Annotated in this window: 33 protein-coding genes; 31 read left to right on the forward strand and 2 right to left on the reverse strand. The window is 28.0% G+C overall.

Features of this window, described 5'->3' with window-relative positions:
- The first annotated feature begins 740 nt into the window (after positions 1-740).
- The 31 genes from AJ939_RS07560 to AJ939_RS07710 all read left to right on the forward strand — a co-directional run bounded on the left by AJ939_RS07560 (position 741) and on the right by AJ939_RS07710 (position 18,390).
- Complete coding sequence (locus AJ939_RS07560) at positions 741-1,301, forward strand: hypothetical protein (protein WP_250540941.1); 561 nt, start codon at positions 741-743, stop codon at positions 1,299-1,301.
- Positions 1,302-1,645: 344 nt separating this feature from the next.
- Positions 1,646-1,888, forward strand: a complete 243-nt coding sequence (locus tag AJ939_RS07565) for a hypothetical protein (RefSeq protein WP_070283426.1) — start codon at positions 1,646-1,648, stop codon at positions 1,886-1,888.
- 127 nt (positions 1,889-2,015) lie between these two features.
- The gene (locus AJ939_RS07570) at positions 2,016-2,465 is read left to right on the forward strand and encodes a single-stranded DNA-binding protein (RefSeq protein ID WP_070283427.1); all 450 of its coding nucleotides are present in this window, start codon (positions 2,016-2,018) and stop codon (positions 2,463-2,465) included.
- Positions 2,466-2,560: 95 nt separating this feature from the next.
- Complete coding sequence (locus AJ939_RS07575; protein ID WP_070283428.1) at positions 2,561-2,767, forward strand: hypothetical protein; 207 nt, start codon at positions 2,561-2,563, stop codon at positions 2,765-2,767.
- A gap of 256 nt (positions 2,768-3,023) precedes the next feature.
- Entirely contained in the window at positions 3,024-3,905 is an 882-nt protein-coding gene (bet, locus tag AJ939_RS10645) for a phage recombination protein Bet (RefSeq protein WP_079861381.1), read from the forward strand.
- A gap of 133 nt (positions 3,906-4,038) precedes the next feature.
- Entirely contained in the window at positions 4,039-4,620 is a 582-nt protein-coding gene (locus AJ939_RS07585) for a hypothetical protein (RefSeq protein WP_002897725.1), read from the forward strand.
- An 11-nt stretch (positions 4,621-4,631) separates the two neighbouring features.
- The gene (locus tag AJ939_RS11215; RefSeq protein ID WP_002897723.1) at positions 4,632-4,763 is read left to right on the forward strand and encodes a hypothetical protein; all 132 of its coding nucleotides are present in this window, start codon (positions 4,632-4,634) and stop codon (positions 4,761-4,763) included.
- Positions 4,764-4,858: 95 nt separating this feature from the next.
- Positions 4,859-5,818: a PD-(D/E)XK nuclease family protein gene (locus AJ939_RS07590; RefSeq protein ID WP_070283429.1), complete on the forward strand. Its 960-nt coding sequence runs from the start codon at positions 4,859-4,861 to the stop codon at positions 5,816-5,818.
- 46 nt (positions 5,819-5,864) lie between these two features.
- Positions 5,865-6,032 carry a hypothetical protein gene (locus tag AJ939_RS07595; protein ID WP_186820915.1) on the forward strand — a complete coding sequence of 56 codons (168 nt, stop codon included), beginning with the start codon at positions 5,865-5,867 and terminating at the stop codon, positions 6,030-6,032.
- Positions 6,022-6,432 carry a hypothetical protein gene (locus tag AJ939_RS07600; protein ID WP_070283431.1) on the forward strand — a complete coding sequence of 137 codons (411 nt, stop codon included), beginning with the start codon at positions 6,022-6,024 and terminating at the stop codon, positions 6,430-6,432. The genes AJ939_RS07595 and AJ939_RS07600 overlap by 11 nt, the downstream gene beginning before the upstream one ends.
- 85 nt (positions 6,433-6,517) lie before the next feature.
- The gene (locus AJ939_RS07605) at positions 6,518-6,727 is read left to right on the forward strand and encodes a hypothetical protein (protein WP_070283432.1); all 210 of its coding nucleotides are present in this window, start codon (positions 6,518-6,520) and stop codon (positions 6,725-6,727) included.
- A 1-nt stretch (position 6,728) separates the two neighbouring features.
- On the forward strand, positions 6,729-7,562 hold the full coding sequence (locus AJ939_RS07610) for a hypothetical protein (protein WP_070283433.1): 834 nt from the start codon (positions 6,729-6,731) through the stop codon (positions 7,560-7,562).
- Position 7,563: 1 nt separating this feature from the next.
- Positions 7,564-7,812: a hypothetical protein gene (locus AJ939_RS07615; protein WP_070283434.1), complete on the forward strand. Its 249-nt coding sequence runs from the start codon at positions 7,564-7,566 to the stop codon at positions 7,810-7,812.
- A 94-nt stretch (positions 7,813-7,906) separates the two neighbouring features.
- Positions 7,907-8,203, forward strand: a complete 297-nt coding sequence (locus AJ939_RS07620; protein WP_052795948.1) for a hypothetical protein — start codon at positions 7,907-7,909, stop codon at positions 8,201-8,203.
- Positions 8,204-8,212: 9 nt separating this feature from the next.
- Positions 8,213-8,503: a hypothetical protein gene (locus AJ939_RS07625; protein ID WP_052804578.1), complete on the forward strand. Its 291-nt coding sequence runs from the start codon at positions 8,213-8,215 to the stop codon at positions 8,501-8,503.
- Positions 8,503-8,718 carry a hypothetical protein gene (locus AJ939_RS07630; RefSeq protein WP_052804577.1) on the forward strand — a complete coding sequence of 72 codons (216 nt, stop codon included), beginning with the start codon at positions 8,503-8,505 and terminating at the stop codon, positions 8,716-8,718. The genes AJ939_RS07625 and AJ939_RS07630 overlap by 1 nt, the downstream gene beginning before the upstream one ends.
- Positions 8,719-8,727: 9 nt before the next feature.
- Entirely contained in the window at positions 8,728-9,219 is a 492-nt protein-coding gene (locus tag AJ939_RS07635) for a thymidine kinase (RefSeq protein WP_070283435.1), read from the forward strand.
- Between the two features lie 95 nt (positions 9,220-9,314).
- The gene (locus tag AJ939_RS07640; RefSeq protein ID WP_070283436.1) at positions 9,315-9,740 is read left to right on the forward strand and encodes a hypothetical protein; all 426 of its coding nucleotides are present in this window, start codon (positions 9,315-9,317) and stop codon (positions 9,738-9,740) included.
- Positions 9,741-9,918: 178 nt separating this feature from the next.
- A complete protein-coding gene (locus AJ939_RS07650) occupies positions 9,919-10,278 on the forward strand; it encodes a hypothetical protein (protein ID WP_002794775.1) in 360 nt (119 codons plus the stop codon).
- Positions 10,279-10,293: 15 nt separating this feature from the next.
- On the forward strand, positions 10,294-10,677 hold the full coding sequence (locus tag AJ939_RS07655; protein WP_002794777.1) for a hypothetical protein: 384 nt from the start codon (positions 10,294-10,296) through the stop codon (positions 10,675-10,677).
- Between the two features lie 87 nt (positions 10,678-10,764).
- Positions 10,765-11,172, forward strand: coding sequence for a hypothetical protein (locus tag AJ939_RS07660; RefSeq protein WP_070275182.1), 408 nt, complete (start codon positions 10,765-10,767; stop codon positions 11,170-11,172).
- Between the two features lie 98 nt (positions 11,173-11,270).
- The gene (locus AJ939_RS07665) at positions 11,271-12,053 is read left to right on the forward strand and encodes a hypothetical protein (RefSeq protein ID WP_002840595.1); all 783 of its coding nucleotides are present in this window, start codon (positions 11,271-11,273) and stop codon (positions 12,051-12,053) included.
- A 289-nt stretch (positions 12,054-12,342) separates the two neighbouring features.
- Positions 12,343-12,927 carry a hypothetical protein gene (locus tag AJ939_RS07670; protein ID WP_070283437.1) on the forward strand — a complete coding sequence of 195 codons (585 nt, stop codon included), beginning with the start codon at positions 12,343-12,345 and terminating at the stop codon, positions 12,925-12,927.
- 43 nt (positions 12,928-12,970) lie between these two features.
- Positions 12,971-13,444, forward strand: coding sequence for a hypothetical protein (locus tag AJ939_RS07675; protein ID WP_070283438.1), 474 nt, complete (start codon positions 12,971-12,973; stop codon positions 13,442-13,444).
- 2 nt (positions 13,445-13,446) lie between these two features.
- A complete protein-coding gene (locus tag AJ939_RS07680) occupies positions 13,447-14,694 on the forward strand; it encodes a hypothetical protein (protein WP_070283439.1) in 1,248 nt (415 codons plus the stop codon).
- Positions 14,695-14,753: 59 nt separating this feature from the next.
- A complete protein-coding gene (locus AJ939_RS07685; RefSeq protein WP_070275178.1) occupies positions 14,754-15,920 on the forward strand; it encodes a toprim domain-containing protein in 1,167 nt (388 codons plus the stop codon).
- 11 nt (positions 15,921-15,931) lie between these two features.
- Positions 15,932-16,231, forward strand: coding sequence for a hypothetical protein (locus tag AJ939_RS07690; protein ID WP_070283440.1), 300 nt, complete (start codon positions 15,932-15,934; stop codon positions 16,229-16,231).
- 30 nt (positions 16,232-16,261) lie between these two features.
- Positions 16,262-16,627: a DUF2493 domain-containing protein gene (locus tag AJ939_RS07695; RefSeq protein ID WP_070283441.1), complete on the forward strand. Its 366-nt coding sequence runs from the start codon at positions 16,262-16,264 to the stop codon at positions 16,625-16,627.
- A gap of 19 nt (positions 16,628-16,646) precedes the next feature.
- Complete coding sequence (locus AJ939_RS07700) at positions 16,647-17,261, forward strand: hypothetical protein (RefSeq protein ID WP_070275175.1); 615 nt, start codon at positions 16,647-16,649, stop codon at positions 17,259-17,261.
- 15 nt (positions 17,262-17,276) lie between these two features.
- Entirely contained in the window at positions 17,277-17,753 is a 477-nt protein-coding gene (locus AJ939_RS07705; RefSeq protein ID WP_410002387.1) for a hypothetical protein, read from the forward strand.
- A 148-nt stretch (positions 17,754-17,901) separates the two neighbouring features.
- Positions 17,902-18,390, forward strand: coding sequence for a hypothetical protein (locus AJ939_RS07710; protein WP_070283442.1), 489 nt, complete (start codon positions 17,902-17,904; stop codon positions 18,388-18,390).
- A gap of 473 nt (positions 18,391-18,863) precedes the next feature.
- Here AJ939_RS07710 and AJ939_RS07715 read toward each other — a convergent pair whose 3' ends face one another.
- Both AJ939_RS07715 and AJ939_RS07720 read right to left on the reverse strand, forming a co-directional pair.
- On the reverse strand, positions 18,864-19,091 hold the full coding sequence (locus AJ939_RS07715) for a WGR domain-containing protein (RefSeq protein WP_002799350.1): 228 nt from the start codon (positions 19,089-19,091) through the stop codon (positions 18,864-18,866).
- A gap of 12 nt (positions 19,092-19,103) precedes the next feature.
- Positions 19,104-19,334 carry a hypothetical protein gene (locus AJ939_RS07720; RefSeq protein WP_002779694.1) on the reverse strand — a complete coding sequence of 77 codons (231 nt, stop codon included), beginning with the start codon at positions 19,332-19,334 and terminating at the stop codon, positions 19,104-19,106.
- Positions 19,335-19,703 lie beyond the last annotated feature (369 nt).

Here is a 19,703-nt window from a genome sequence, read left to right on the forward strand (position 1 = left end):
ATTAGAAGGGTGAGAATTAAGATAAAAAACTTAATTAAAATTTAAAATTATGTAAAAATAGAGATTTTGAATTATTATAACAGTTCCACTTGTGATAAAAATATGGAAAAATAGATATTTATATGGTTTTTTAAAAAAAATAATAAAAACTATTGACTTTTTAAAAAAAACAAAATATAATTTGCCTATTAACTTTTTATTAAGTTCGGAATAGCAATAAGGAATGACAGGTCCACACCTCCTGCCTTATATAGCTTTGTGATGAGCGAGTCACATAGAAACAGGTTGTGATATTGAAATTCGGTTAGCTCTTAGCCGATTAATTCCCTTCTAATTGCTGGGAAGAGCTGGTCAAGAACATTACGATGTGGAGATCAGACAGATTCGTAAGTCTGCTCGCAATTACGCTAAGATATAGTCTTAGATAGGATTGATATACCAAGCTTTAGTAGAAATACTATTGTTTCCTAATTGGATAGGTAAAAAATATCAATTCATGAGTCAGTCAGCAGCTAAGATTCTAAGTTTAAAATATAATTTGAATTTGTAGAGTTTGCTAAAGTATTGCTTTTAACTTTAAAGGGTACTAGCCCAAATCTTAAAAAATTGAAACAAAGGATACTTTTAGTATCCTTTTAAGTTAAAACAATACCAAACTCACGAGCGAATTCTGCAAATTCAAATTTGTTTTAAATATGAATAAAGTTCAGAGACTATCGAAAGGGTATCATCTTTTTTAGATGAGAGAACCAAGTAGAGTAGGTTATAAGCAATATATTCAAATCTTTTTTAATAAACCCCATTTCATTCAATTTAAACTTTCAAAGTATTTAAACAAACAAGGAAATTCTATGGCAAAAAATAAAAATCAAAATGAAAATACAACTCAAACAAATGAAAAATCAAATGTTACAACTCAAACAAATCAAAATTCAGAGAGGATATCTAGGGCAGAGTTTTTAAGAAGAAGAATCGAAGGCAAAAAAAGAACTATCGATTTAAATTCAAACGCTCAAGTATTTGTTAGTGATTCCATAGCAGGTACTGAAATTTTTTCTGATTTGAGAATGTTAGATGCAATGGACTCAACCATAAGAAAATTATGGGGAAACGGAGTTGATTCTAAAGATGCAGAAACATGGGTAGAAGAAATCAATTTAATTAAAAAAAGCATCAATGAATTGCAAAATAAAGGTAAAGAAATTTTAGTAAAAGTTGGAAATGTAAGACATATCTCCAATAATGTTTTAAGAAGAACAATTCTTAGAGAAATTCAAGCACAGAATGTTAAAGCTGAGTAGTTTTTGAAATGGGGTAAAAAGGATTTTTTTATATAAGATAACCCAAACGGAGGGGGCTGTTTTGTTACAGTCAAGATATAGTCCGTTCTTTAGCGTGAGCTAAAGCTGCCAAATAAGCATTTTAGTCCTTTTAATGTTTATTTTGGCGTACGCAAAGTTGCGATTTGCGTAGAACGCAAAGTAAGTTTATACATGGGTATTAATTTAAACGAATAGGAATCCATTAGATGGATAAATGTTCTTAAATAAGAACGCAAATTTTATCTCATCTTTTGGTGAAGTATATTCCTTGTGTTTTTATTTAAGAATTTTTTATTCTTGAAATTATACACAAAGGACTTATTATGATGACAGATTTACTTGATGAACACATCGCTCTTTTAGAGCAAATGGAACTTCACTACCTAGAAAAAGGTGATGAAAAAATGAGCTTAAAGATTCATTCTCAGATTATTAAAGCTGTAGATTCTTTAGGTTTTTGGTCTGCTGTTGAAGATGGTTATTATATTCATAAGAACTATTCTTCTTTTAAATACAGATTTTTACACTTTGCTTTTAAAGTGTTTCGCCCTTTTTTTAGAGCATAATTTAATCCCTTTTTTAGGGATTTCTTTTTTGTTTTATAAAAGCAAAAAGAATATCCCTATTTAGGGTGTGTTCTCTTTTGTTTTTATAAGACAATGTCTTAAATAATTTTTTTTTAAAGGAGAACACATGTTCAATCAAATTACAGTTATAGGCAATATTTGCCAAGATATCGAGTTGAATCGCTCTCAAAGCGGCGTATCTTTTATAAATAATGCTATTGCTAGTAGTTATAAATATACTGCTAACGATGGCACAGTTAAAGAAGAAGTTTGCTACTTGAGCTTTAGTGTCTTTGGTAAATTAGCCGAAAATATGAATCGATACTTGCATAAAGGTTCAAAAATCTTTTTACAAGGAAGAATGGTTCAAGAAAACTATATAGATCAAGAAGGAAAAAATAGAACTAAGTATAAGATTGCTGTCGAAGCTATGAAGTTTTTAGATAGCAAACCTGCTGATAACAATCAATCAGGTAAAAATGTTCAAGAAACTTCTACTCCTGAAGCTAGTCAGCCTGTAGAGCAAGCTCCTGAAGCTAGTCAGCCTGTAGAGCAAGGAGAGAATTTTCCTTTTTAATTAATCAGCCCTAAGTTGGGATAGTTTTATCCCACTAGGGGTATTTCTATCCCTTGACTTCTAACATTTTTTATGTTATAAGATAAGGAGAAAAAATGAAAGATTTTTTCAAAAAAATGGTAATATTTGCAAAAATACCTACAAAAGCAATTTTAAGATTTATGGAGTCTATCGGCATAGGATTGTTTGTAAATAGTCTTTATGGTTTACAAACAGGTGATAGTAGAGCTTTTATTATCCTCATCGAAAGTTTGCTAATTTTAACGGTAGTTGCATTATCATCAATCTTTCTTAAAGATTGAACTTTTTTTGAAAAAAGGAGAAAAAATGGATGGTTATAATATAGCTATTTTAATTGGCGCTATCACTCTTGTTTTTGGCACATTGGTTTTAGTAGCTCATTATCTCAACGATAAACACACTAACGAAAGTAAAAGTTAATTTTTAGCTTTTAGCTTAACACGCCCTATAAGTTGGGAATAGATTTTTTTATTCCCTTCTTGGGCAATATAAATTTCTATTCCTTTTTTTATTTAAAATACAAAAAAGGACATAAAAATGAACACAAAAATTACAAATACTCAAAATCAAGCTGTCAGTACTTCTTTCACACAAGAAAAAATTGAACTAATTCGAAAACATTTCTTTCCTGTCAACGCTAAAACTGTTGAAATGGAATATTGTCTAAATATTGCTAATAAGTATAATTTAGATCCGTTTTTGAAACAGATATTTTTTGTACCAAGAAGAGCGCAGGTTGAAGTTAATGGTAAAAAAGAGTGGGTTGATAAAATTGATCCTTTAGTGGGAAGAGATGGTTTTTTAGCTATTGCCCATAAAACAGGAAAATTTGGCGGAATTCGCTCTTATAGTGAAATTAAACAATTTCCACGATTAAATAATAAAGGAAAATGGGAATACATTCAAGATCTAGTTGCTGTTTGTGAAGTCCATCGCACTGATAGCGATAAACCTTTTGTCGTAGAAGTTGCTTATAACGAATATGTGCAAAAGAAAGCATCAGGCGAAGCTACTTCATTTTGGACTACAAAACCTGATACCATGTTGAAAAAAGTAGCCGAGTCACAGGCACTTAGAAAAGCTTTCAATCTTAGTGGGTTATATTCTGCTGAAGAAATGGGTGTTGGAATGACTGAAAGTAACGACATTATTATCGATATTGAAGCCGAACAAAACAATACTCAAGAAAACAAAAAGAAAGTTGATTTCTCACAAAACTTTTCACAATCAAACGCTACAACTTTTAGCGAAGATGAAAGACAAGTTTTGTTATCTTTGGGACTCGAAGTGAAAAATGAAGATGGTTATTATTGGATTGTAGGAAATACCTATGGTTTAAATGAAAAAATCAAGCAATTAGGTTATAGATTTCACTCTAAGAAAAAAACATGGTGGAAACAAATTGGAAATGTAGCCTAATGACAGAACATTTAAAATAATACTCTCGCACTAGAACAATCTAGTGCTAATTTAATCCTAAGTTGGGATAGTTTTATCCCAGCTAGGGATACTTCTATCCTTTTTTTTGTTTTTGATAAAAAAGGAAAATACAATGAATTTATTAGGAAAAATAAAAAAAATCGAGCAAGAAAAAAAGAAACTTCTTAAGGCACATAAAGGCTTATTTGAGGCTTCTAATGAAATTGATCTTTACAACCTTATAGTTAAAAAGGAATTTTCAAAATTTTACAAAGCTGTAAATGAGAAATATCTTTGCAAAACTAAAGAATGGGATGAGAGAATGGTGTTTGCTCAAGATTATAGTGATTTTTTAGAAAAAATCGCAAATATTGAAAAACTTCAATCTCTCATCAATAAAAAAAGTAAAGACAATGTGGATGGTTATAAAGTAGGAGATTTTCTCTATTCAAGTTGGGGATACGAACAAACAAATATTGATCTTTATCAAGTTGTAGCTACAACTGAAAAAACCATTTATCTTGCAGATATAAAGGCAGATGTGAAAATAACAGGTTGGGAACGAGGTCTAAAAAGTCCATGCAAAAATGCTTTCAATTTCAACAAGGTAGCTTTTAAGACATTCTCAAAATATCCGCAGGATTCAAGAGGCGGTTATACTAAAAGTCTTTGTAAATACAAAGGCAAAGCTCTTGAATTCACAAGTTACTATTAAAAAGGAAAAAAATGAAAAAAACACAAAGAGATGTGATAGTACTAGCTTCTTATCGTAGAGAAATTTCTCTTAACACTCGTATGAGCAAAGATAAGACTAAGTATAGTCGCAAGCAAAAACATAAAAAAGCTTATTACGCTTAATCTAAATTAAACAGCCCTAAGTTGGGATAGAAACTATCCCAACTAGGGATACTTCTATCCTTTTTTAATTTAAAAAATATAGAAAAGGAAAAATTATGAAAAAAAATAAATTTGATGAATTTGTAGCAAAAAACTTACCAAAGGCTTTGAAAAAAGATACTGAACAGAGCTTAGGAGATAGATCTAAATATATTGGATCATCTGACATAGGTGGTTGTCTTAGAAAGGCTTATCTTGATAAAACAACTAATTATGAACACGATTTAGCCACTCTTATTCGCTTTCAAAGGGGACATGTTGCTGAAGGCATTATTGAAAAAATGCTTGATGGACTAAATCCTACACTTCAAAAAGAAGTTAAAGTGACAATAGATGGTTTTGATCTAAAAGCTCACATAGATTTTTGCTTGGAAAATAAAGATGAGATTGTGGTTGTTGAAGCTAAAAGTGTTAATACAGCTGTTGATAAGCCTTATGACTCTTGGGTTATGCAGGTTAATTTTCAGCTTGCTATGCTTGCAACACAAACACAAAAAAAGTTAAGAGCTTATGTTGTTGCTATCAATCTAAATACAGGTTGGTTTAAATCGTTTGAAGTGAATGGCAATCAAGTGCATGAAAAAATGGCAATTGAGAATGCTCAAATTTTAGCAAATGCTCTTTTAAACAAAGAAGAGCCTATTGCTAGCGAACAACTTTATTGTTCTACTTGCCCTCATAAAGGTTCTTGTCCTTTAATGGTAAAGAAAAGTGAAGGTAGTGAACTAAGTGGTGATTTGCTTGAGGTAGGCAAAAAAATAATTGAGTTAAATGCTAAGAAAAAAGAACTTGAAAAAGAACTTGAAGAGAAAAAAACCTTGATTGAAGAGTATATGCGAACTTGCGGCACTAAGAAAATCAAGATCGATGATAGTTTTATTTCTTTATCAAACGACACCACAAGCGTAAGCTTTGATACAAAAGCTTTAAAAGATAATGAGCCTGAGCTTTATGAAAGTCTTTTTGAAAAATATCAAAAAACTTCTCAAAGAAAAGGCTATTTAAGTATTAAGTAGGATTAACACTCGAGAAAAAGAGTTATTTTTGCTTTTCAAGGAATTTATGAAAGAAGTTGAGGAAATAGAATTTTTTATATTTCAAAAAATAAAAAATTCTAAAGAATTTAAAAATGATATTTCAAAGCTAGAAGATAGGAATCTTCCGAAACTTTTTAGCGATGAAAAATTAAAAGTGCAAAGCATTTATGAAAGGATTAAAAATGAAATATAAAAAAAAGAATTTTAGCGTTTGTAAAAAAAGCTTTGATATAGCATATGTATATGTTGTTGAAGCTTTATGCAATGATTATCTTTCAGAGCGGTATAGAATTGGCGTTTTTGCTAGTTTTGATGAAGCTTTGGATTTTGTTGCCAAAAATTTTTACAAAAGCAAAAAGTCTAAAATTTCTTATTCAAGAGAATCAAATGACACTTGGGTTATTGATAATGATGAAATCAAAAATCAAAGTATCAGGAATAGAATAACAGATAGTTACATTGAAAATGTGAATATAGATGCAAGAGAGATCCGTATTAGGGTTGATACTAGCAATTTTATTCTTTTAAATGATGGAAGATTGATTCAAATTATAGAACCTTTTTTTCACGATGAAATTGTCTGCTTAAATTAATCAGCCCCTAGTTGGGATAGAAACTATCCCAACTAGGGATACTTCTATCCTTTTTTAATTTAAAAAATATAGAAAAGGAAAATTTATGAATAAAGGAAAATTAGAACAAGAGTTTTGGGATTTTGTAGCCATGATAACGCTATTTTTTGTTTGCACAGTTATTTTTGCATTCGCTAAATTAGCAATATTGGCAGCTGCTTGTTGGATAATGTTTTTATTTTTCGCAAGCGTTTATCCTGTTAAATGGATAATTCAATTTATTTTATTTTTATTAAAAAGAAAAAAAAGGAAATAAAATGGATACAAGATCTTGGATTGCAATGGAAACAGATAGCGGTTATTATGTAGATCATATCTATTGTCATTATGATGGATATGTAGAAGGTGTAGGATATACTCTTTTACAATATTACAATGATCCTGAGTCTGTTAAAAAATTAATGAAGCATGGTGATATTAGTTCTTTAAAAAAAGAACTAAATCAGTGTGAAAAATTAGAAGTTGATCAAAGCGATAAAATGCTTTTAACGGAATTTTTAGATTTTACCGAAGGCAACGAGTTATGTGATATAGAGTATTTTTATCTCTATTCAAAAAATCGTTGGCATTATTGCAAAGCTTCTGAAGGATGTATCTTAACGCAAGAGCTTTGTTTTAATTACAATAAAGAAAAGTTATTAGAAGAAGCAAAAGAATATGCGTTAAAACAATTTGAAAACAATAAAGAACTTTGTTTGGATACAAATTTGGCTAAGTTTTTAAATTATGATTGGGAATTAGCTTATATTAATCAAGACAAAGCTTATGAATTGTTTGAAAAGGAAATAGTTGATTTAAAGTTAAGTTACAAAGAAATAAAAGACAATCTTGAATTGCTAGATGTTGAATTTGAAGAGAAATTGAGTGATGAATATTTATCAAAAATAATTGCTCAAAAAATTTTCGAACTCTATTTAGAAGAAGAAAGAAGTGTCAATCTAGTAGGAATTTTCGATGAAAAAATCGATAATCTTATTCGTAAATATTTCTTTAGTTACACTGAAAATCTTAGCTTTGGCGAAGAAGCTATTTTAGATAAATTCGTTAAAGAAAAACAAATTGATTTATTAAAAGCTTATTTTGGAGAATAAAATGGAAAAAATTATCATAATTGCAAAAGAATCGGATATTAGGGCTTATAAGAATCCTAATATTGCAAAAAAATATTTGAAAAAATATTTTGATGAGTTTGCAGATAAGGCATATACAGATCATGATTACGCTTCAATAGATAGTTTTGTTGATAAACTTGATACAACTGAGAATACTATTGAATTCTTGGTTAAAGATAATTATGATTTATCTCCTGTAGTATTCACAGGTAAAACATACTTACTTTGATTTTTTAAACAGCCCTTAGTTGGGATAGAAACTATCCCACTAGGGATACTTCTATCCTTTTTTTAATTTAAAAAATATAGAAAAGGAAAATATTATGGGATACAGATGTCATATAGCAACTCATTATGAAGTTAAATATACAGGTGGTTATTTTAATAACAGTGAAAATGAATTATTGGAATTGTTAGAAAAAGTTGAACTACTTGATGATACTTGGATGAATGAAGGGCGTGAAGAATTTGAAGTTTCTACCGAAGATGTTCTTTCTCTTGATTTAAAAAAATATGATTTAAACGAGGATGAAAAAGACTTCTTAAAAGATTTAATTAAAGTTGCAAAAACAGCGCCTTATGCTAAAAATAGTGGCTATATTAGATTATCATGGTTTTAGGAGCTTAATATGAATTTTAAATGTTGTATAGTTGAGAAATATGAAATAGTTTATGGTAAAGGGTATTTTCAAAATGAAACGCAAAAGCTTGAGGATTTATTTGAAAAATTACAAATTGATTATTCTGAGCCAAGTGATTTTATTATAGAAATCCCTACAGAACAGTTGTTTAGCTTGAAATTATCTGATTATCAATTGGATAGCGATGAGCTAATCTTTATGGAAAATCTTATAAAAACAGCTAAAACAGCTAAATATTGTAAAGATTTTGGTTTTATTAGAATAGATTGGAGAGAATAATGAGTGGTTTTAAAATTATACCAAGCAAACATTTTGCGGAAAGATTACAACAAAGAAAAGTTGATCTTAGCCTTGTAGCTTTGATTTATCAAGAAATTGCAAAAAATCCATTTCAAAAAAGCTACAAGCTTATAAACAATAACTCTGCTATTGTTTTTGCTGTAGATAGAGATAATGGAGTTATTACAATTATCACAGGTTATCCTGTTAAATAAGGAGTTTGCATGCTTAAAATGATTTTAGGCACTATGAAAGCAGGTAAATCTGCCAAACTTATAGATGAAGCTTCTAATATATTGTTTCAAGATGAAGTTATCATTATTCGCCCAAGTTGTGATACAAGGGAATTCTTTACAAGAAAATACAAGAATGATGATCTTAAGCGCTTTAATTTTGGAAATGAAAATACAAGCTTAAGTTCGTACAGATTTATCTTTGTAGATGAAATACAATTTTTTAAGAAAGATTTTTTAAAACAAATTATCAATCTTTCAAGAAAAAAAGAAATAACTATAACAGTAGCAGGTTTGCTTAATGATGTAAAAGGAAATGCTTGGGATAATGTGGAAACACTAAAATCTTATGCAGGTGAAATTTTACATTTAAAAGCGGACTGCGATCGTTGCGGCAAAAAAGAAAGTGCAATTTTTCATATAGGCGATGGTGGTATTAATAATAACTACTTTGTCTTTTGTGAAGAATGCTATAAAATGTAGCTTATTTTACTTAAAACTCGCCTTTAGGGGATGCTTTTATTCCCTAAAGGGGTTATTAGTATCTCTTATTGGCTAATCAATTAGGAGATACAAAAATGTTAACTTATACAAACGAGCTTGTTGTAGCTAAGCTTGCAAGAGCTTTAGCCTATAAAGAAGCTAAAAAAGACAAAAACAAAGTTGATTTTTTAATAAATCTTTTTAAAAAACAAATCCAAAACTGCATTAAAGCAACAGAACATTTTACAGATCGTGTATCACAAAGATTTGAAGAAGTCGAAAATGATACATTATCAGTTGCTATTTCAAGAGCTATTAGAGACACCTCACCTTTACAGCGTGGTGCTGATTATCATATCGCAACAACTCAAAAATATTTTGATGAAGATAGCAATATTGTTGTCGTTCTTGAAAGACAAGGCGAATTTGGGGCGGTTTTAGTTACCACATATAAAAGGGGACAAGAAAATTTGCTTTCTGATGAAGAATTGGCTGATCTTAAAAAAAGAGGAGTTTTGTAATGGGCATAATATGTATGTTTGGGATATTTAGTTTGGCTTATGTTTTAATTTGCCTTTTTTGCATGTTAATTATGATGTGTTTTGGCAAGTTAAAGCCTATGAGCTTATTAAGATTTTTAATGTTTTTCTTAACAGTACCTTTGGTTTGTTTAGAACTAATTTTTGAAGGAAAAAAGAAATGAACATATTACTAAGAAATGATATTGATGACTTAAATTTAAAAGAATTTAAAAAGTTTCGTGAATGTGAAGAAGCATTTCGTCTTAGAGGAATGAAGAATAAAAATCAAGAAATCTTTGTCAAAAGAATGGCAAAAGGTGAAAAGATTATAGCAAGAATTTCCTGCGTTATAGATGTGAAAGAAAAGATTAAAATTGAAATTCTTAAAATCTCTCGCAAAGAAAAAGAGATTAAAGAAGAAATTTTATTCGAAGAAAGTTTTTTTACAAATTATCATGAAACACAATTCCATGATTTTCATGGTTTTAGAATTTACAGAATCATCAAATTATTCTTAAGAGATTATTTAAAATTATAAAAAAGGAGACATAGAATGGAAAAAAATTACGAAGATTTTAAAGAAGCGCTTTTAAAAGGCAATCTTGCACTTGTTTTAACAAGTGTTTCAAAAAGTGGAATGACACGCACTTTTAAAGTGTTTTATAAAAATAAAAAAGAACAATATTTGCCTATTCCTGATGAAATTGCCAAGGCGGTTTCAGATAGAAAAGTAGATGAAAAAGGCATTGCCATTAGAGGTTGCGGAATGGATATGAGTTTTGCTTTATGGCTTAATATTGCAAGCCATTTAAAGTGTTATGATGAAGCTTATCGCAATTATTTTTCTTATAAGCCTAATAGAGGTAACTTTAATCCATTTTATCCTAATATGGAAACTTTTATTAATGAAATAACAAAGAATCAGTCTATAGATTGATAATCAGCCCCTAGTTGGGATAGTTTTATCCCAACTAGGGATACTTCTATCCTTTTTTAGTTTTAAAAATATAAAAAAGGAAAAATTATGAAAAATGATGAATTAATCCATTATATTAATCAGAATTTTCAAAAAGACTGGTTAAAAATTGAAAATGAAAAACTTGTATTAATTTATACAGGTGAATTAAAAAAATTTTTAGACAATAAAAATATTCAAAGCGAATTGGATTTACATTCAAATCGCAATGAGAAATCTTTTCAGAGATTTATAAAATCAAGAATAACTTATGTATCTAATAATGAAAAGTTGTATCCAAACAGTTTTGGATTAACAAATGCACCTTTATTTATTTTCAATAAAATAAATAACAAAAACAAACAAATTGCTGTATTTGCCTATATGGATTATGCTGTATTTGATTGGGTTGATTACTTAAAAAGATATAATGAAGTTAAATTTTCTGGTTTTTTGAATTTGCTGGAGAGTGTATAATTTTTTAAAATTAAACAGCCCTAAGTTGGGATAGAAACTATCCCACTAGGGATACTTCTATCCTTTTTTAGTTTTAAAAATATAAAAAAGGAAAAATTATGGGAACAAGGTCTTTTATAGCAAAAGAAAGATATGATGGATCGGTAGTTGCAAAATATTGCCATTGTGATGGATGTTTATCTTGGAATGGTGTTATTTTAAACAAATTCTATAACAATAAGGAAAAGGTAGATGAGTTGTTTAAAAATAGCAGTTCACTAATTTCATTGAAAACTACAGTCAATGAAAGTGAATTTCATGAAAACAGTCAACACATAAATATATTTAAAAACAGTGAAGAATATTTTAAAAATAATCCGTTAGAAAATTTATTAAAATTTTCTAATATAGAATATTTTTATCTATTCAGGAATGGCAATTGGTATGTAAAAAACTATAAAGAAACTAATGATGAAGTTAAATTGCTAGATGAGATTTTGCAAGAAACACACTTTAGAAAAGCTTTTTCTATGCTAAGAAATAAGAAAGCTTACTCTTTAATAGGAAAAGAATTAAAAAGTGGCAAAATCAAAGCTTTAAAATGTCAATTTGCGACACATAACGATGAATTTGATGATGATTCAAGATTGATTTTTAACTTTAAATACAATAATCAAATCAATAAACTATTAAAACTAAGGCATATAACTTCTTTAGAAAAAGATATAAAAAACATAACAGTTTTTGATGATGAGGCTAAAAATATTTACTTTAAGAATGAAAAAGATTTTGTAAATTCCAATGATGAATATATTTATAAGTATCTTTTTACATTAAGAGGTTCTGTTCAAGTTATTTTTAATGATAAATATGCCTCATTTATGAAAAACAATGAAATATAAGTTGATTAAGAAATTTTAATCTTGATGTCTATTTTTACAAGGATTATTTAGAACTTCAATCCATTCGTAATAAAGACATGATTTTGTTTGTTTCTAAGAATGAAAATTTTAGTAGAAATAACAAATTACCTACAGAAAGCATTCAAAAGCTAAAAAAAGAATTATTAGAATATATTAAAGCTAATAATTTGACTATTAAATAATCAAGCCCTTAGTTGGGATAGAAACCTATCCCACTAGGGATACTTCTATCCTTTTTTAATTTAAAAAATATAGAAAAGGAAAAATTATGAAAATAAATGTTTTAGAAAATATGTTTGAAAAATTAATGCACAAAGGTAGCAGTGTTTTTACTTTGGATGGTAAAAAAATAAAAATCGAACGAGATGAATTTTATAATCCGTTTGATGATTGTGGAAATCCTTCTTTTTTCAACCTTTTAAAAGAATATAATATTGGTGAAAAAGAGATAGATGGATTAAATTGCACAGATTTTGAAAACATTCAAGAAATAGAAAACTATTTGAATAGCAAAGGTTATATTTGGATTAGAGTAGGAGCTTATATTCATAGTGGCATAGCTTTGTATTCTGAAGGAAATAAACCTAGAAAATATTCTTATGGTTGGGATTATGGATGTGCAGGATACGCTTATTATAAAAAAGAACAAGTGAGAAAAATTTTTGGTGTAAAAAGAATCAGTGCAAAGCTTAAAGACAAGCTTTGCAAAGATATTGAGTTTTTCATCAAAGAACTTGAAGCTTATTTGGAAGGAAATATTTATACGCTTTATGTAGATGATATTCCTGAAGAGACATTTATCGGTTACGATGAAGAACAAATGCTTCAAACACTTGAGCGTTTTGCTGCCTAATTAAATACAAATACTACATTTTAAACAATACAAAGGAAAGTATATGAAAAAATTCACAGAAATGTCTAAGGATTTAATCAAACACTATGGCTTAGAAAATGTAGCAAATGAAACTGAGATTAATGCTTTAACTTATGCCTTACAAGATTGTTGTGCAATGTACAATCAAGAAAATGTCAGCTTAACAAAAGAACAAGTTGATGATTTCAAACGCTTAATTGTTGACAATTATGTCAAAGGCGATAATGAGCCTAACAATGAACAAAGCGTAGAGGATATAGTTTATAGCCTCCATTATTCAATGCTGTTAAGCTCAGTTCCTGAAGAGATTGTTGATGATATAGACAGAGATCTATTCATTAATAAAGTCGAAATGGGAATTGATGGCAGATATCAAGTTTCTTTTCTTTGCGATGATGCAGAATCTTTTTTAAAAAGAATAAAAGAATATGTCATGCTTGACAATGAGCTTAACGAATATACAAAATTTTGTCTTGAAAATATAGAAAGGAATTAAAAATGAATACAATGAATGAAATAAACGCAATAATTAAAACCGTAACAGGGCTTGGTTATAAAATAGACTCAATAAAGGCTTATGACTATCAATTAGAAAGTGAAGAGCTATTTAAAATATATAGAAAATGCTCTCAAGAGCTTATCAAACTTGCTCCTATAGCATCAAAAAAATTTGATAAAGGGGCAAGCATTGCTTTGTTAGATCATCACATTCTTAATATTGCTAGAGAAGGTTTTGACAATGCGTTTAAAATATACGAAAATAGAAAAAGCATTAAAAATGTGAACACAGAACTTCCTGTTTTTATTAATATTGATGCTTTGAATAGGCTAAATGAAGGTAAAAATGAATGCGATGATAGGTTTATAGGCTTCTTTAAAAAACACAACTATACACCTTATACTTTTTCTTATAAAGATTCAACTTATTATGTTTTAAAAGATGATGAATTGGATATTTTTGAAAAAAACTTCGCAACAACAGGTATTTCAAGAAACGCTTTTGAAAAGAGCTTGAGTGATCTTTATAAAAAGACTTTACAGTCTTTAATAGATGATTATCTGTGTTTTAATCATTCTTGCTTGGTTATTGATAAAAATACTGAAAAAATCACAACACCTACTAATCTATTGGATGTAAGAATTGTAGAAATTCTTAACTATATGGATTTTGAGGTTAGAGAAGGAAAAGATCCTTTAGGATATACAGTTTTTTTTCTATGGGACATTCAAAAGCAAAAATATTATTTACAAAATATAGAAGATTTGGAAAAAGTAAAAATGGAGTTGGAAGAAAACAATATTGATTGTGAAGTGCATGATAATTATTGCTTGGTTGATGATTTAAAAGTCATTAATTGCTATTGCGGTAGCAATGTCCAATCATTATTGGAGTTAATTCCTGATGGTTATTTTAAAGATTATGAGATTGATCAAGAAAACATGCTTACTTTAGAAAAATCTTTTTTGCCTGAAGATAAAAAGGTTAAAAAAGTCTATGCAATTCTTAAGCAACCGCTAATCAATCAATGCGAATTTGATATTGAGAATGCCGTAATGCTTTATGATGATTACAATGAAGCTTTAAAAGTTTTCATAGACAATGTTCAGCTTGACTTAAAACAGTATGGCATATATAGGGTTCTTGAAACAGAAGATGATGTAAATGATGCTTGGGAAGAATTGATATATAAGTTTGAAGGTTATTTAGAATATTACGAAGTACTTAAAGCTTTGAAAGTAAACTAATTAATTTTTAATCTTGTGCCAAACTTTTAAGTTTGGTGCTAAACTAAGAAAGGAAAAATATGAAATACGACATAGAAAGACTCAATAATATTCCTATTATGGATGTGTTGGAGTCTTTAGGTGCAATTAGCGACAAAAATAAAAGGATTATACACTGCTTTAATATAACCGCACATAAAAACAACGATCATAATGCTTCTTTAGGCATTTATGAAAACACTAATACTTGTCATTGTTTTGCATGCGGAATAGGTGGAAATCCTGTCAATGTTGTAAAAACCATCTTTAATGGTAATTTTAAAGAAGCTTGTGAATATTTGCATTCACAATTTAATATTCCATTCTTAAATGGAATACAAGCAACCTATAAAAAGGTGTTTGAAAAACCAAAACCTAAAGCAAAGGATTATGTGTTTTTTGAACCTAACAAAAAATATGTAGAAGTTGAAAAATTAGCCCCTTTTGTGAAAAATTATTCAACATTAACAAAAGCACAAAAATTAAAGTTAGTTTACACAACTATCTATCGCTTTTCTTTATCAACTGAGCAAAAAGCAAAAAACCTTTATTACCTAAAAAGGGGTATTAAAGATTTGAGCTTAGTTGAAAAAATTGGTTTTTTAAATTTTAACAACATAAAAGAACTTGAAAATCTTTTAAAAGAATATTTTCCTATAGAAGATTTAATTGAGTTTAAAATTTTCAGTAAAGAGAAACAAGCTTGGAAATATGCTTTTAATGTAGCTCTTGTTCCAAATTTTGATCTTTACTCAAATATGGTTGTGGGTTTTTCTCTTCGCGTTATTGATAGTACCTATAATGGAGCTAAAGAAGTAAATATTTCCTGCGGTAATATTGTTTTTGCAACGCCTTTTGGTTTAGAAAATAAATTATTAAAGGAATGTGAAAAAATAGTAATCACCGAAGGACACATTGATTGCTTATCAGCAAGAAACTACTACAAACAAGATTCAAAAACCTTGTTTATTAGCTTTGCAGGAACTTTCAGTTTTAGAGAAGAAATACTCACTGTGTTTAAAGATAAAAGAATTATGCTTTGTTTTGATAAAGATGAAGCAGGGGTAAATGGAGAAAAAAGTTTAAGCGAGAAATTAAACCTTTTGAATATTAAAAACTATAGCCTTACTTGGGATATAGCGGATGGAAAAGATTTAAATGACTTGCTTTTAGCAAATAAAATGAATAGCATTAAATTAAAAGCTTAGAGGAGTACAAAATGGCATTAAGCTACGAATTATGTTGTAAATTATTTGATAAAAATTTTGAAAATCTTAACTACACAAAAGAAGAACTTTTCTTTATTAGGGAATGCTATTCTGAATGTAGCAAGGTTATGAATATGTTAGATGAAGATCTAGCTATTAAGCTTTATCGAGATTACAATGACTTCATATGCGATAATTGTTCAAGTGATATTAGTGATTTTTTTACAAATGAATTATTAGTAGCTATTAGAACAATTGTTGCAGAATGTATTTTTCAAGCTGCTTATACAATTATCACAAAAAAGAATTAAAAATGACAACAAAGAAAGGTATGAAAATCAATGAAATTATTAGTATGTGGAGGAAGGGATTACAAAGATGTAGAACATTTCAATAAAGAAATGAGTGATATATTTTCTTTGTATCAAAATCAAATAGATACTATTGTTGAAGGTGGGGCTAGTGGTGCTGACAATATGGCTAAAAATTATGCTTTAAAAAATAAGATTAAACTTATTGAGGTGAAGGCAGATTGGCAACATTTTGGAAAAGCTGCAGGTCCTATTAGAAATCAAAGAATGTTATCTATGTTAGATAGCAACGATTGTGTTTTGGCTTTTTGGAATGGAGTTTCAAAAGGAACAAGGAATATGATCGAGATAGCTAGAAATAAAAACATAAAAGTAATAATCATCAACATAAAATAGAATAAAAAAAGGAGAAACAATGAAAAATAATGAAATTTTTACCAAAGCTTTTAGATTTACTGATGAAGGTGATTTAGTTATCACTTTAACACCTGATTTTGAATGCTTTTTAGCCGAAAATCAAATCAAAAATAGTCAAGATTTTGCAGATAAATTTAGTGATACTCTTGATGAAAATAGATATTTTGATATTCCAAGAATTCTTTGTTACAAAGAAGACTTAAAAAGCACACCTTTTGAAGATTTTGATAATGAATATTTTGTGTTCGTTCCAAATGATACAAATATTGACTTAGATAGCTTAAGTTATGCTGTTAGTGCTTTAAATCCTTCAATTCAGAAAGATTTTTTAATTGAAGCCATGAAGACAAAAATTAAAGAAGGTGAAATCAACAAAGAGAATCTAAAAGAAAATTTAGAGAATGAAATCAAATACATTAGTGAACAAATTCCTATTGTTTTTGAAGGGAAAGTAGGTGAAGATACAATAGAAAAACTTTTGAAAGAGAAAGAAACTATCGTGCTTCCAAATGTAACAAAATATGCAAAAAATAGCATTAATGAGTATTTTGAAAATGAAAAAGATGAAATGCTTGAAGAATTAAATGCTATATGTAAAAAAAATATGATATAATCAAGGAGAAATACAATGCAAGGCAATATAGTGAGAAATTATTATATTTCAGAAGGTGTAAAAGCTTTATTTTCTGTCTATTTTAAAGATCAAACTGAAGAAAATTTTATTAAAGCTCTTAATGAATTCAACAAAGAAAATCAAATAAATTCTCAAGAGATAAAAGATGAAGCTCTTAGAGAAATTAAAGAAGAGCTTTCAAAATTAGCAACTACAGATCTTTTGAATGCCAAAATCGATAAGGTTGAAGCCAAAATCGATAAGGTTGAAGCTTCGTTGAATGCCAAAATCGATAAGGTTGATACTAGAATCGATAAGGTTGAAGCCAAAATCGATAAGGTTGAAGCTTCGTTGAATGCCAAAATCGATAAGGTTGAAAACAAGCTAGATAATTTTAAAACAGAAGTTAAAACATATGTAATTATTCTTGCTGCTTTAATGTTTATTTTGCAGCCTACAATTTTTGATTTAATTAAATCTATTTTTAAATAATTTTTTAGAGAAGTAAGGCTTTTGTCCTTACTTGCTCAACCTTTTTTCTTTTAAAGTTCTTTGCGAAGAATTTCAAAAGAAAAAATTTGGTTTTTGAAATCAAAAGTATTTTTTGCTAGAATTTAAAAAAATAAAAAAGGCAAAAAATATGAAAGATGATAAAATCTTATTACCCCAAAAAAGTCAATTTGGTGATAAATTCTGGCTAATACGAGATAATTTAGCAGTTTGTGAAAATGGCAGAATTTTTGATTATGATGATTTAGGAAAATTGATAGAAACTCAATATGAGTGCATTTTAGATAATGTTTCCAAAGTAAGTTCTAAAAAAATTTTAGCAAATATAATAGATTTGAAAAATATCATCATTGATAATTATTTTATTAATTTGATAGAACATACTATAGATGGTAATAAATTTGAATTTAGCCATGATATGAATTTAATCAAACATAAAGGCTATGTAGCAAATTTAAACACTTTAGAGATTGCAGGACTACCGCAAGAGATGGAAAAGGTAGGAGATGAACTGATTTTGTCTGATTTTCCAAAAAGGCTAGATGAAAATCTTATAAGAGAGTTTCAAGCCCTGATAAAGTTAGTCTTTAGAAAGGATTGTAATAAAATTAAATTGTAGAAAACGCACTTTTTAACGAATAAACGCTCAGGTGAAGTGCTAAACCTTTATTTTAGCCTATTATTAATTGTTTTATGAAATTGTAATATTCTTTTACTTAAAAAAATATTATATTTTTAAATAATACTTTATTAAATATTTGCATAAAAAAATAAATATAAAATATTATGCAATATGTTTGAAGTTTTAGCCTATTATTAATTGTTTATATAGTAAAATTGGTAAAATTCAGATAATTTAGAACATACAGTTTTAGCCTATTATTAATTGTTTATATGATAAAATTAGTATTCTTTGCGCGGTCGACCTTTTGTGTTTTAGCCTATTATTAATTGTTTCCATGGTAAAATAAAAGGAGTTTTTTATGTTCAAAGAAGTTGTTTTAGCCTATTATTAATTGTTTACATGGTAAAATAGACTTATCTCAAAAGCCTATTTTATCAATGTTTTTTTCTTATTTTTTGAGCAAAAACTTACGCATACCCTTTTTTCATTTTTTGTTTCTTTAACCTCTCAAAAAAAATTTGCGCCTCATTAAAACTTGGAAATACATTATTTTTTCTTCCTGTACAACTTTTAAAACGCACATTTCCGTAAACTCTCTCAACCATATATTCCTCAAATAGAGTGGCAATAATTTCTATGCTATAATAGCGAATGTTTCCTTTCTCAGTTATTCTGTGCAACAAAACATTATTCATAAAAAAACCTAATTAAAAATTATTTATTTTATTCAAAAAATCATTTTTAAACATTTTTTCTATAGCAAGCTTAATCATTTGATTAATTTTCTCATTTTCTTTATTTGTATTAGAAATTTCATCTTTGTAAGTAGGAATCATCATTTCTATCATTTTTAATGTTTTTTCATCAAATAATACTCTTTTTGGAATTAATATTTCATTTTTTTGAATATTTTCATTATTTATTGTATTTTTTTCCATTTTTATCCTTTATTTGTTAAAATATATAAATTATACCATAATTTTAATAAAAAATTGTATAAATAGACAAATAATGCAAAAATATAAATATTTTTATGGTATAATTTAAAATATATAACATAATCTTATATCAAAATAAGCCTATTAAAATATATATTTTGATATTAACACAAGCAAATAAATATAACATAATTGCTCATTATGTTATAAAAAAAAAGGATATAAATAAAATGAAACTTAAAAATACTACAATAAGCGAAGATTTAGAGCGTTGGATAGAAGCTTATTTGAAACATATTCAAGCATTATCCTATTCAAATAATACTTTTTTACTTTATAGGCGTATTTTACTAGAATTTGTAGAATATT

The organism is Campylobacter sp. BCW_6889 (assembly GCF_001762535.1).
Classification (GTDB): Bacteria; Campylobacterota; Campylobacteria; order Campylobacterales; family Campylobacteraceae; genus Campylobacter_D; species Campylobacter_D jejuni.

Excerpts from the sequence above, each read along its gene's own strand:
- AJ939_RS07675 (WP_070283438.1), top strand. The coding sequence starts at position 12,971 with ATGAAAAAATTCACAGAAATGTCTAAGGATTTAATCAAACACTATGGC.
- AJ939_RS07590 (WP_070283429.1), top strand. The coding sequence starts at position 4,859 with ATGAAAAAAAATAAATTTGATGAATTTGTAGCAAAAAACTTACCAAAG.
- AJ939_RS07655 (WP_002794777.1), top strand. The coding sequence starts at position 10,294 with ATGGAAAAAAATTACGAAGATTTTAAAGAAGCGCTTTTAAAAGGCAAT.
- AJ939_RS07650 (WP_002794775.1), top strand. The coding sequence starts at position 9,919 with ATGAACATATTACTAAGAAATGATATTGATGACTTAAATTTAAAAGAA.
- AJ939_RS07660 (WP_070275182.1), top strand. The coding sequence starts at position 10,765 with ATGAAAAATGATGAATTAATCCATTATATTAATCAGAATTTTCAAAAA.
- AJ939_RS07630 (WP_052804577.1), top strand. The coding sequence starts at position 8,503 with ATGAGTGGTTTTAAAATTATACCAAGCAAACATTTTGCGGAAAGATTA.
- AJ939_RS07635 (WP_070283435.1), top strand. The coding sequence starts at position 8,728 with ATGCTTAAAATGATTTTAGGCACTATGAAAGCAGGTAAATCTGCCAAA.
- AJ939_RS07595 (WP_186820915.1), top strand. The coding sequence starts at position 5,865 with ATGAAAGAAGTTGAGGAAATAGAATTTTTTATATTTCAAAAAATAAAA.
- AJ939_RS07565 (WP_070283426.1), top strand. The coding sequence starts at position 1,646 with ATGATGACAGATTTACTTGATGAACACATCGCTCTTTTAGAGCAAATG.
- AJ939_RS07610 (WP_070283433.1), top strand. The coding sequence starts at position 6,729 with ATGGATACAAGATCTTGGATTGCAATGGAAACAGATAGCGGTTATTAT.
- AJ939_RS07640 (WP_070283436.1), top strand. The coding sequence starts at position 9,315 with ATGTTAACTTATACAAACGAGCTTGTTGTAGCTAAGCTTGCAAGAGCT.
- AJ939_RS07685 (WP_070275178.1), top strand. The coding sequence starts at position 14,754 with ATGAAATACGACATAGAAAGACTCAATAATATTCCTATTATGGATGTG.
- AJ939_RS07670 (WP_070283437.1), top strand. The coding sequence starts at position 12,343 with ATGAAAATAAATGTTTTAGAAAATATGTTTGAAAAATTAATGCACAAA.
- AJ939_RS07570 (WP_070283427.1), top strand. The coding sequence starts at position 2,016 with ATGTTCAATCAAATTACAGTTATAGGCAATATTTGCCAAGATATCGAG.
- AJ939_RS07720 (WP_002779694.1), bottom strand. The coding sequence starts at position 19,334 with ATGGAAAAAAATACAATAAATAATGAAAATATTCAAAAAAATGAAATA.
- AJ939_RS07695 (WP_070283441.1), top strand. The coding sequence starts at position 16,262 with ATGAAATTATTAGTATGTGGAGGAAGGGATTACAAAGATGTAGAACAT.
- AJ939_RS07710 (WP_070283442.1), top strand. The coding sequence starts at position 17,902 with ATGAAAGATGATAAAATCTTATTACCCCAAAAAAGTCAATTTGGTGAT.
- AJ939_RS07600 (WP_070283431.1), top strand. The coding sequence starts at position 6,022 with ATGAAATATAAAAAAAAGAATTTTAGCGTTTGTAAAAAAAGCTTTGAT.
- AJ939_RS11215 (WP_002897723.1), top strand. The coding sequence starts at position 4,632 with ATGAAAAAAACACAAAGAGATGTGATAGTACTAGCTTCTTATCGTAGA.
- AJ939_RS07690 (WP_070283440.1), top strand. The coding sequence starts at position 15,932 with ATGGCATTAAGCTACGAATTATGTTGTAAATTATTTGATAAAAATTTT.
- AJ939_RS07560 (WP_250540941.1), top strand. The coding sequence starts at position 741 with ATGAGAGAACCAAGTAGAGTAGGTTATAAGCAATATATTCAAATCTTT.
- AJ939_RS07615 (WP_070283434.1), top strand. The coding sequence starts at position 7,564 with ATGGAAAAAATTATCATAATTGCAAAAGAATCGGATATTAGGGCTTAT.
- AJ939_RS07705 (WP_410002387.1), top strand. The coding sequence starts at position 17,277 with ATGCAAGGCAATATAGTGAGAAATTATTATATTTCAGAAGGTGTAAAA.
- AJ939_RS07585 (WP_002897725.1), top strand. The coding sequence starts at position 4,039 with ATGAATTTATTAGGAAAAATAAAAAAAATCGAGCAAGAAAAAAAGAAA.
- AJ939_RS07715 (WP_002799350.1), bottom strand. The coding sequence starts at position 19,091 with ATGAATAATGTTTTGTTGCACAGAATAACTGAGAAAGGAAACATTCGC.
- AJ939_RS07575 (WP_070283428.1), top strand. The coding sequence starts at position 2,561 with ATGAAAGATTTTTTCAAAAAAATGGTAATATTTGCAAAAATACCTACA.
- AJ939_RS07620 (WP_052795948.1), top strand. The coding sequence starts at position 7,907 with ATGGGATACAGATGTCATATAGCAACTCATTATGAAGTTAAATATACA.
- AJ939_RS07605 (WP_070283432.1), top strand. The coding sequence starts at position 6,518 with ATGAATAAAGGAAAATTAGAACAAGAGTTTTGGGATTTTGTAGCCATG.
- AJ939_RS07680 (WP_070283439.1), top strand. The coding sequence starts at position 13,447 with ATGAATACAATGAATGAAATAAACGCAATAATTAAAACCGTAACAGGG.
- AJ939_RS07700 (WP_070275175.1), top strand. The coding sequence starts at position 16,647 with ATGAAAAATAATGAAATTTTTACCAAAGCTTTTAGATTTACTGATGAA.
- AJ939_RS07665 (WP_002840595.1), top strand. The coding sequence starts at position 11,271 with ATGGGAACAAGGTCTTTTATAGCAAAAGAAAGATATGATGGATCGGTA.
- bet (WP_079861381.1), top strand. The coding sequence starts at position 3,024 with ATGAACACAAAAATTACAAATACTCAAAATCAAGCTGTCAGTACTTCT.
- AJ939_RS07625 (WP_052804578.1), top strand. The coding sequence starts at position 8,213 with ATGAATTTTAAATGTTGTATAGTTGAGAAATATGAAATAGTTTATGGT.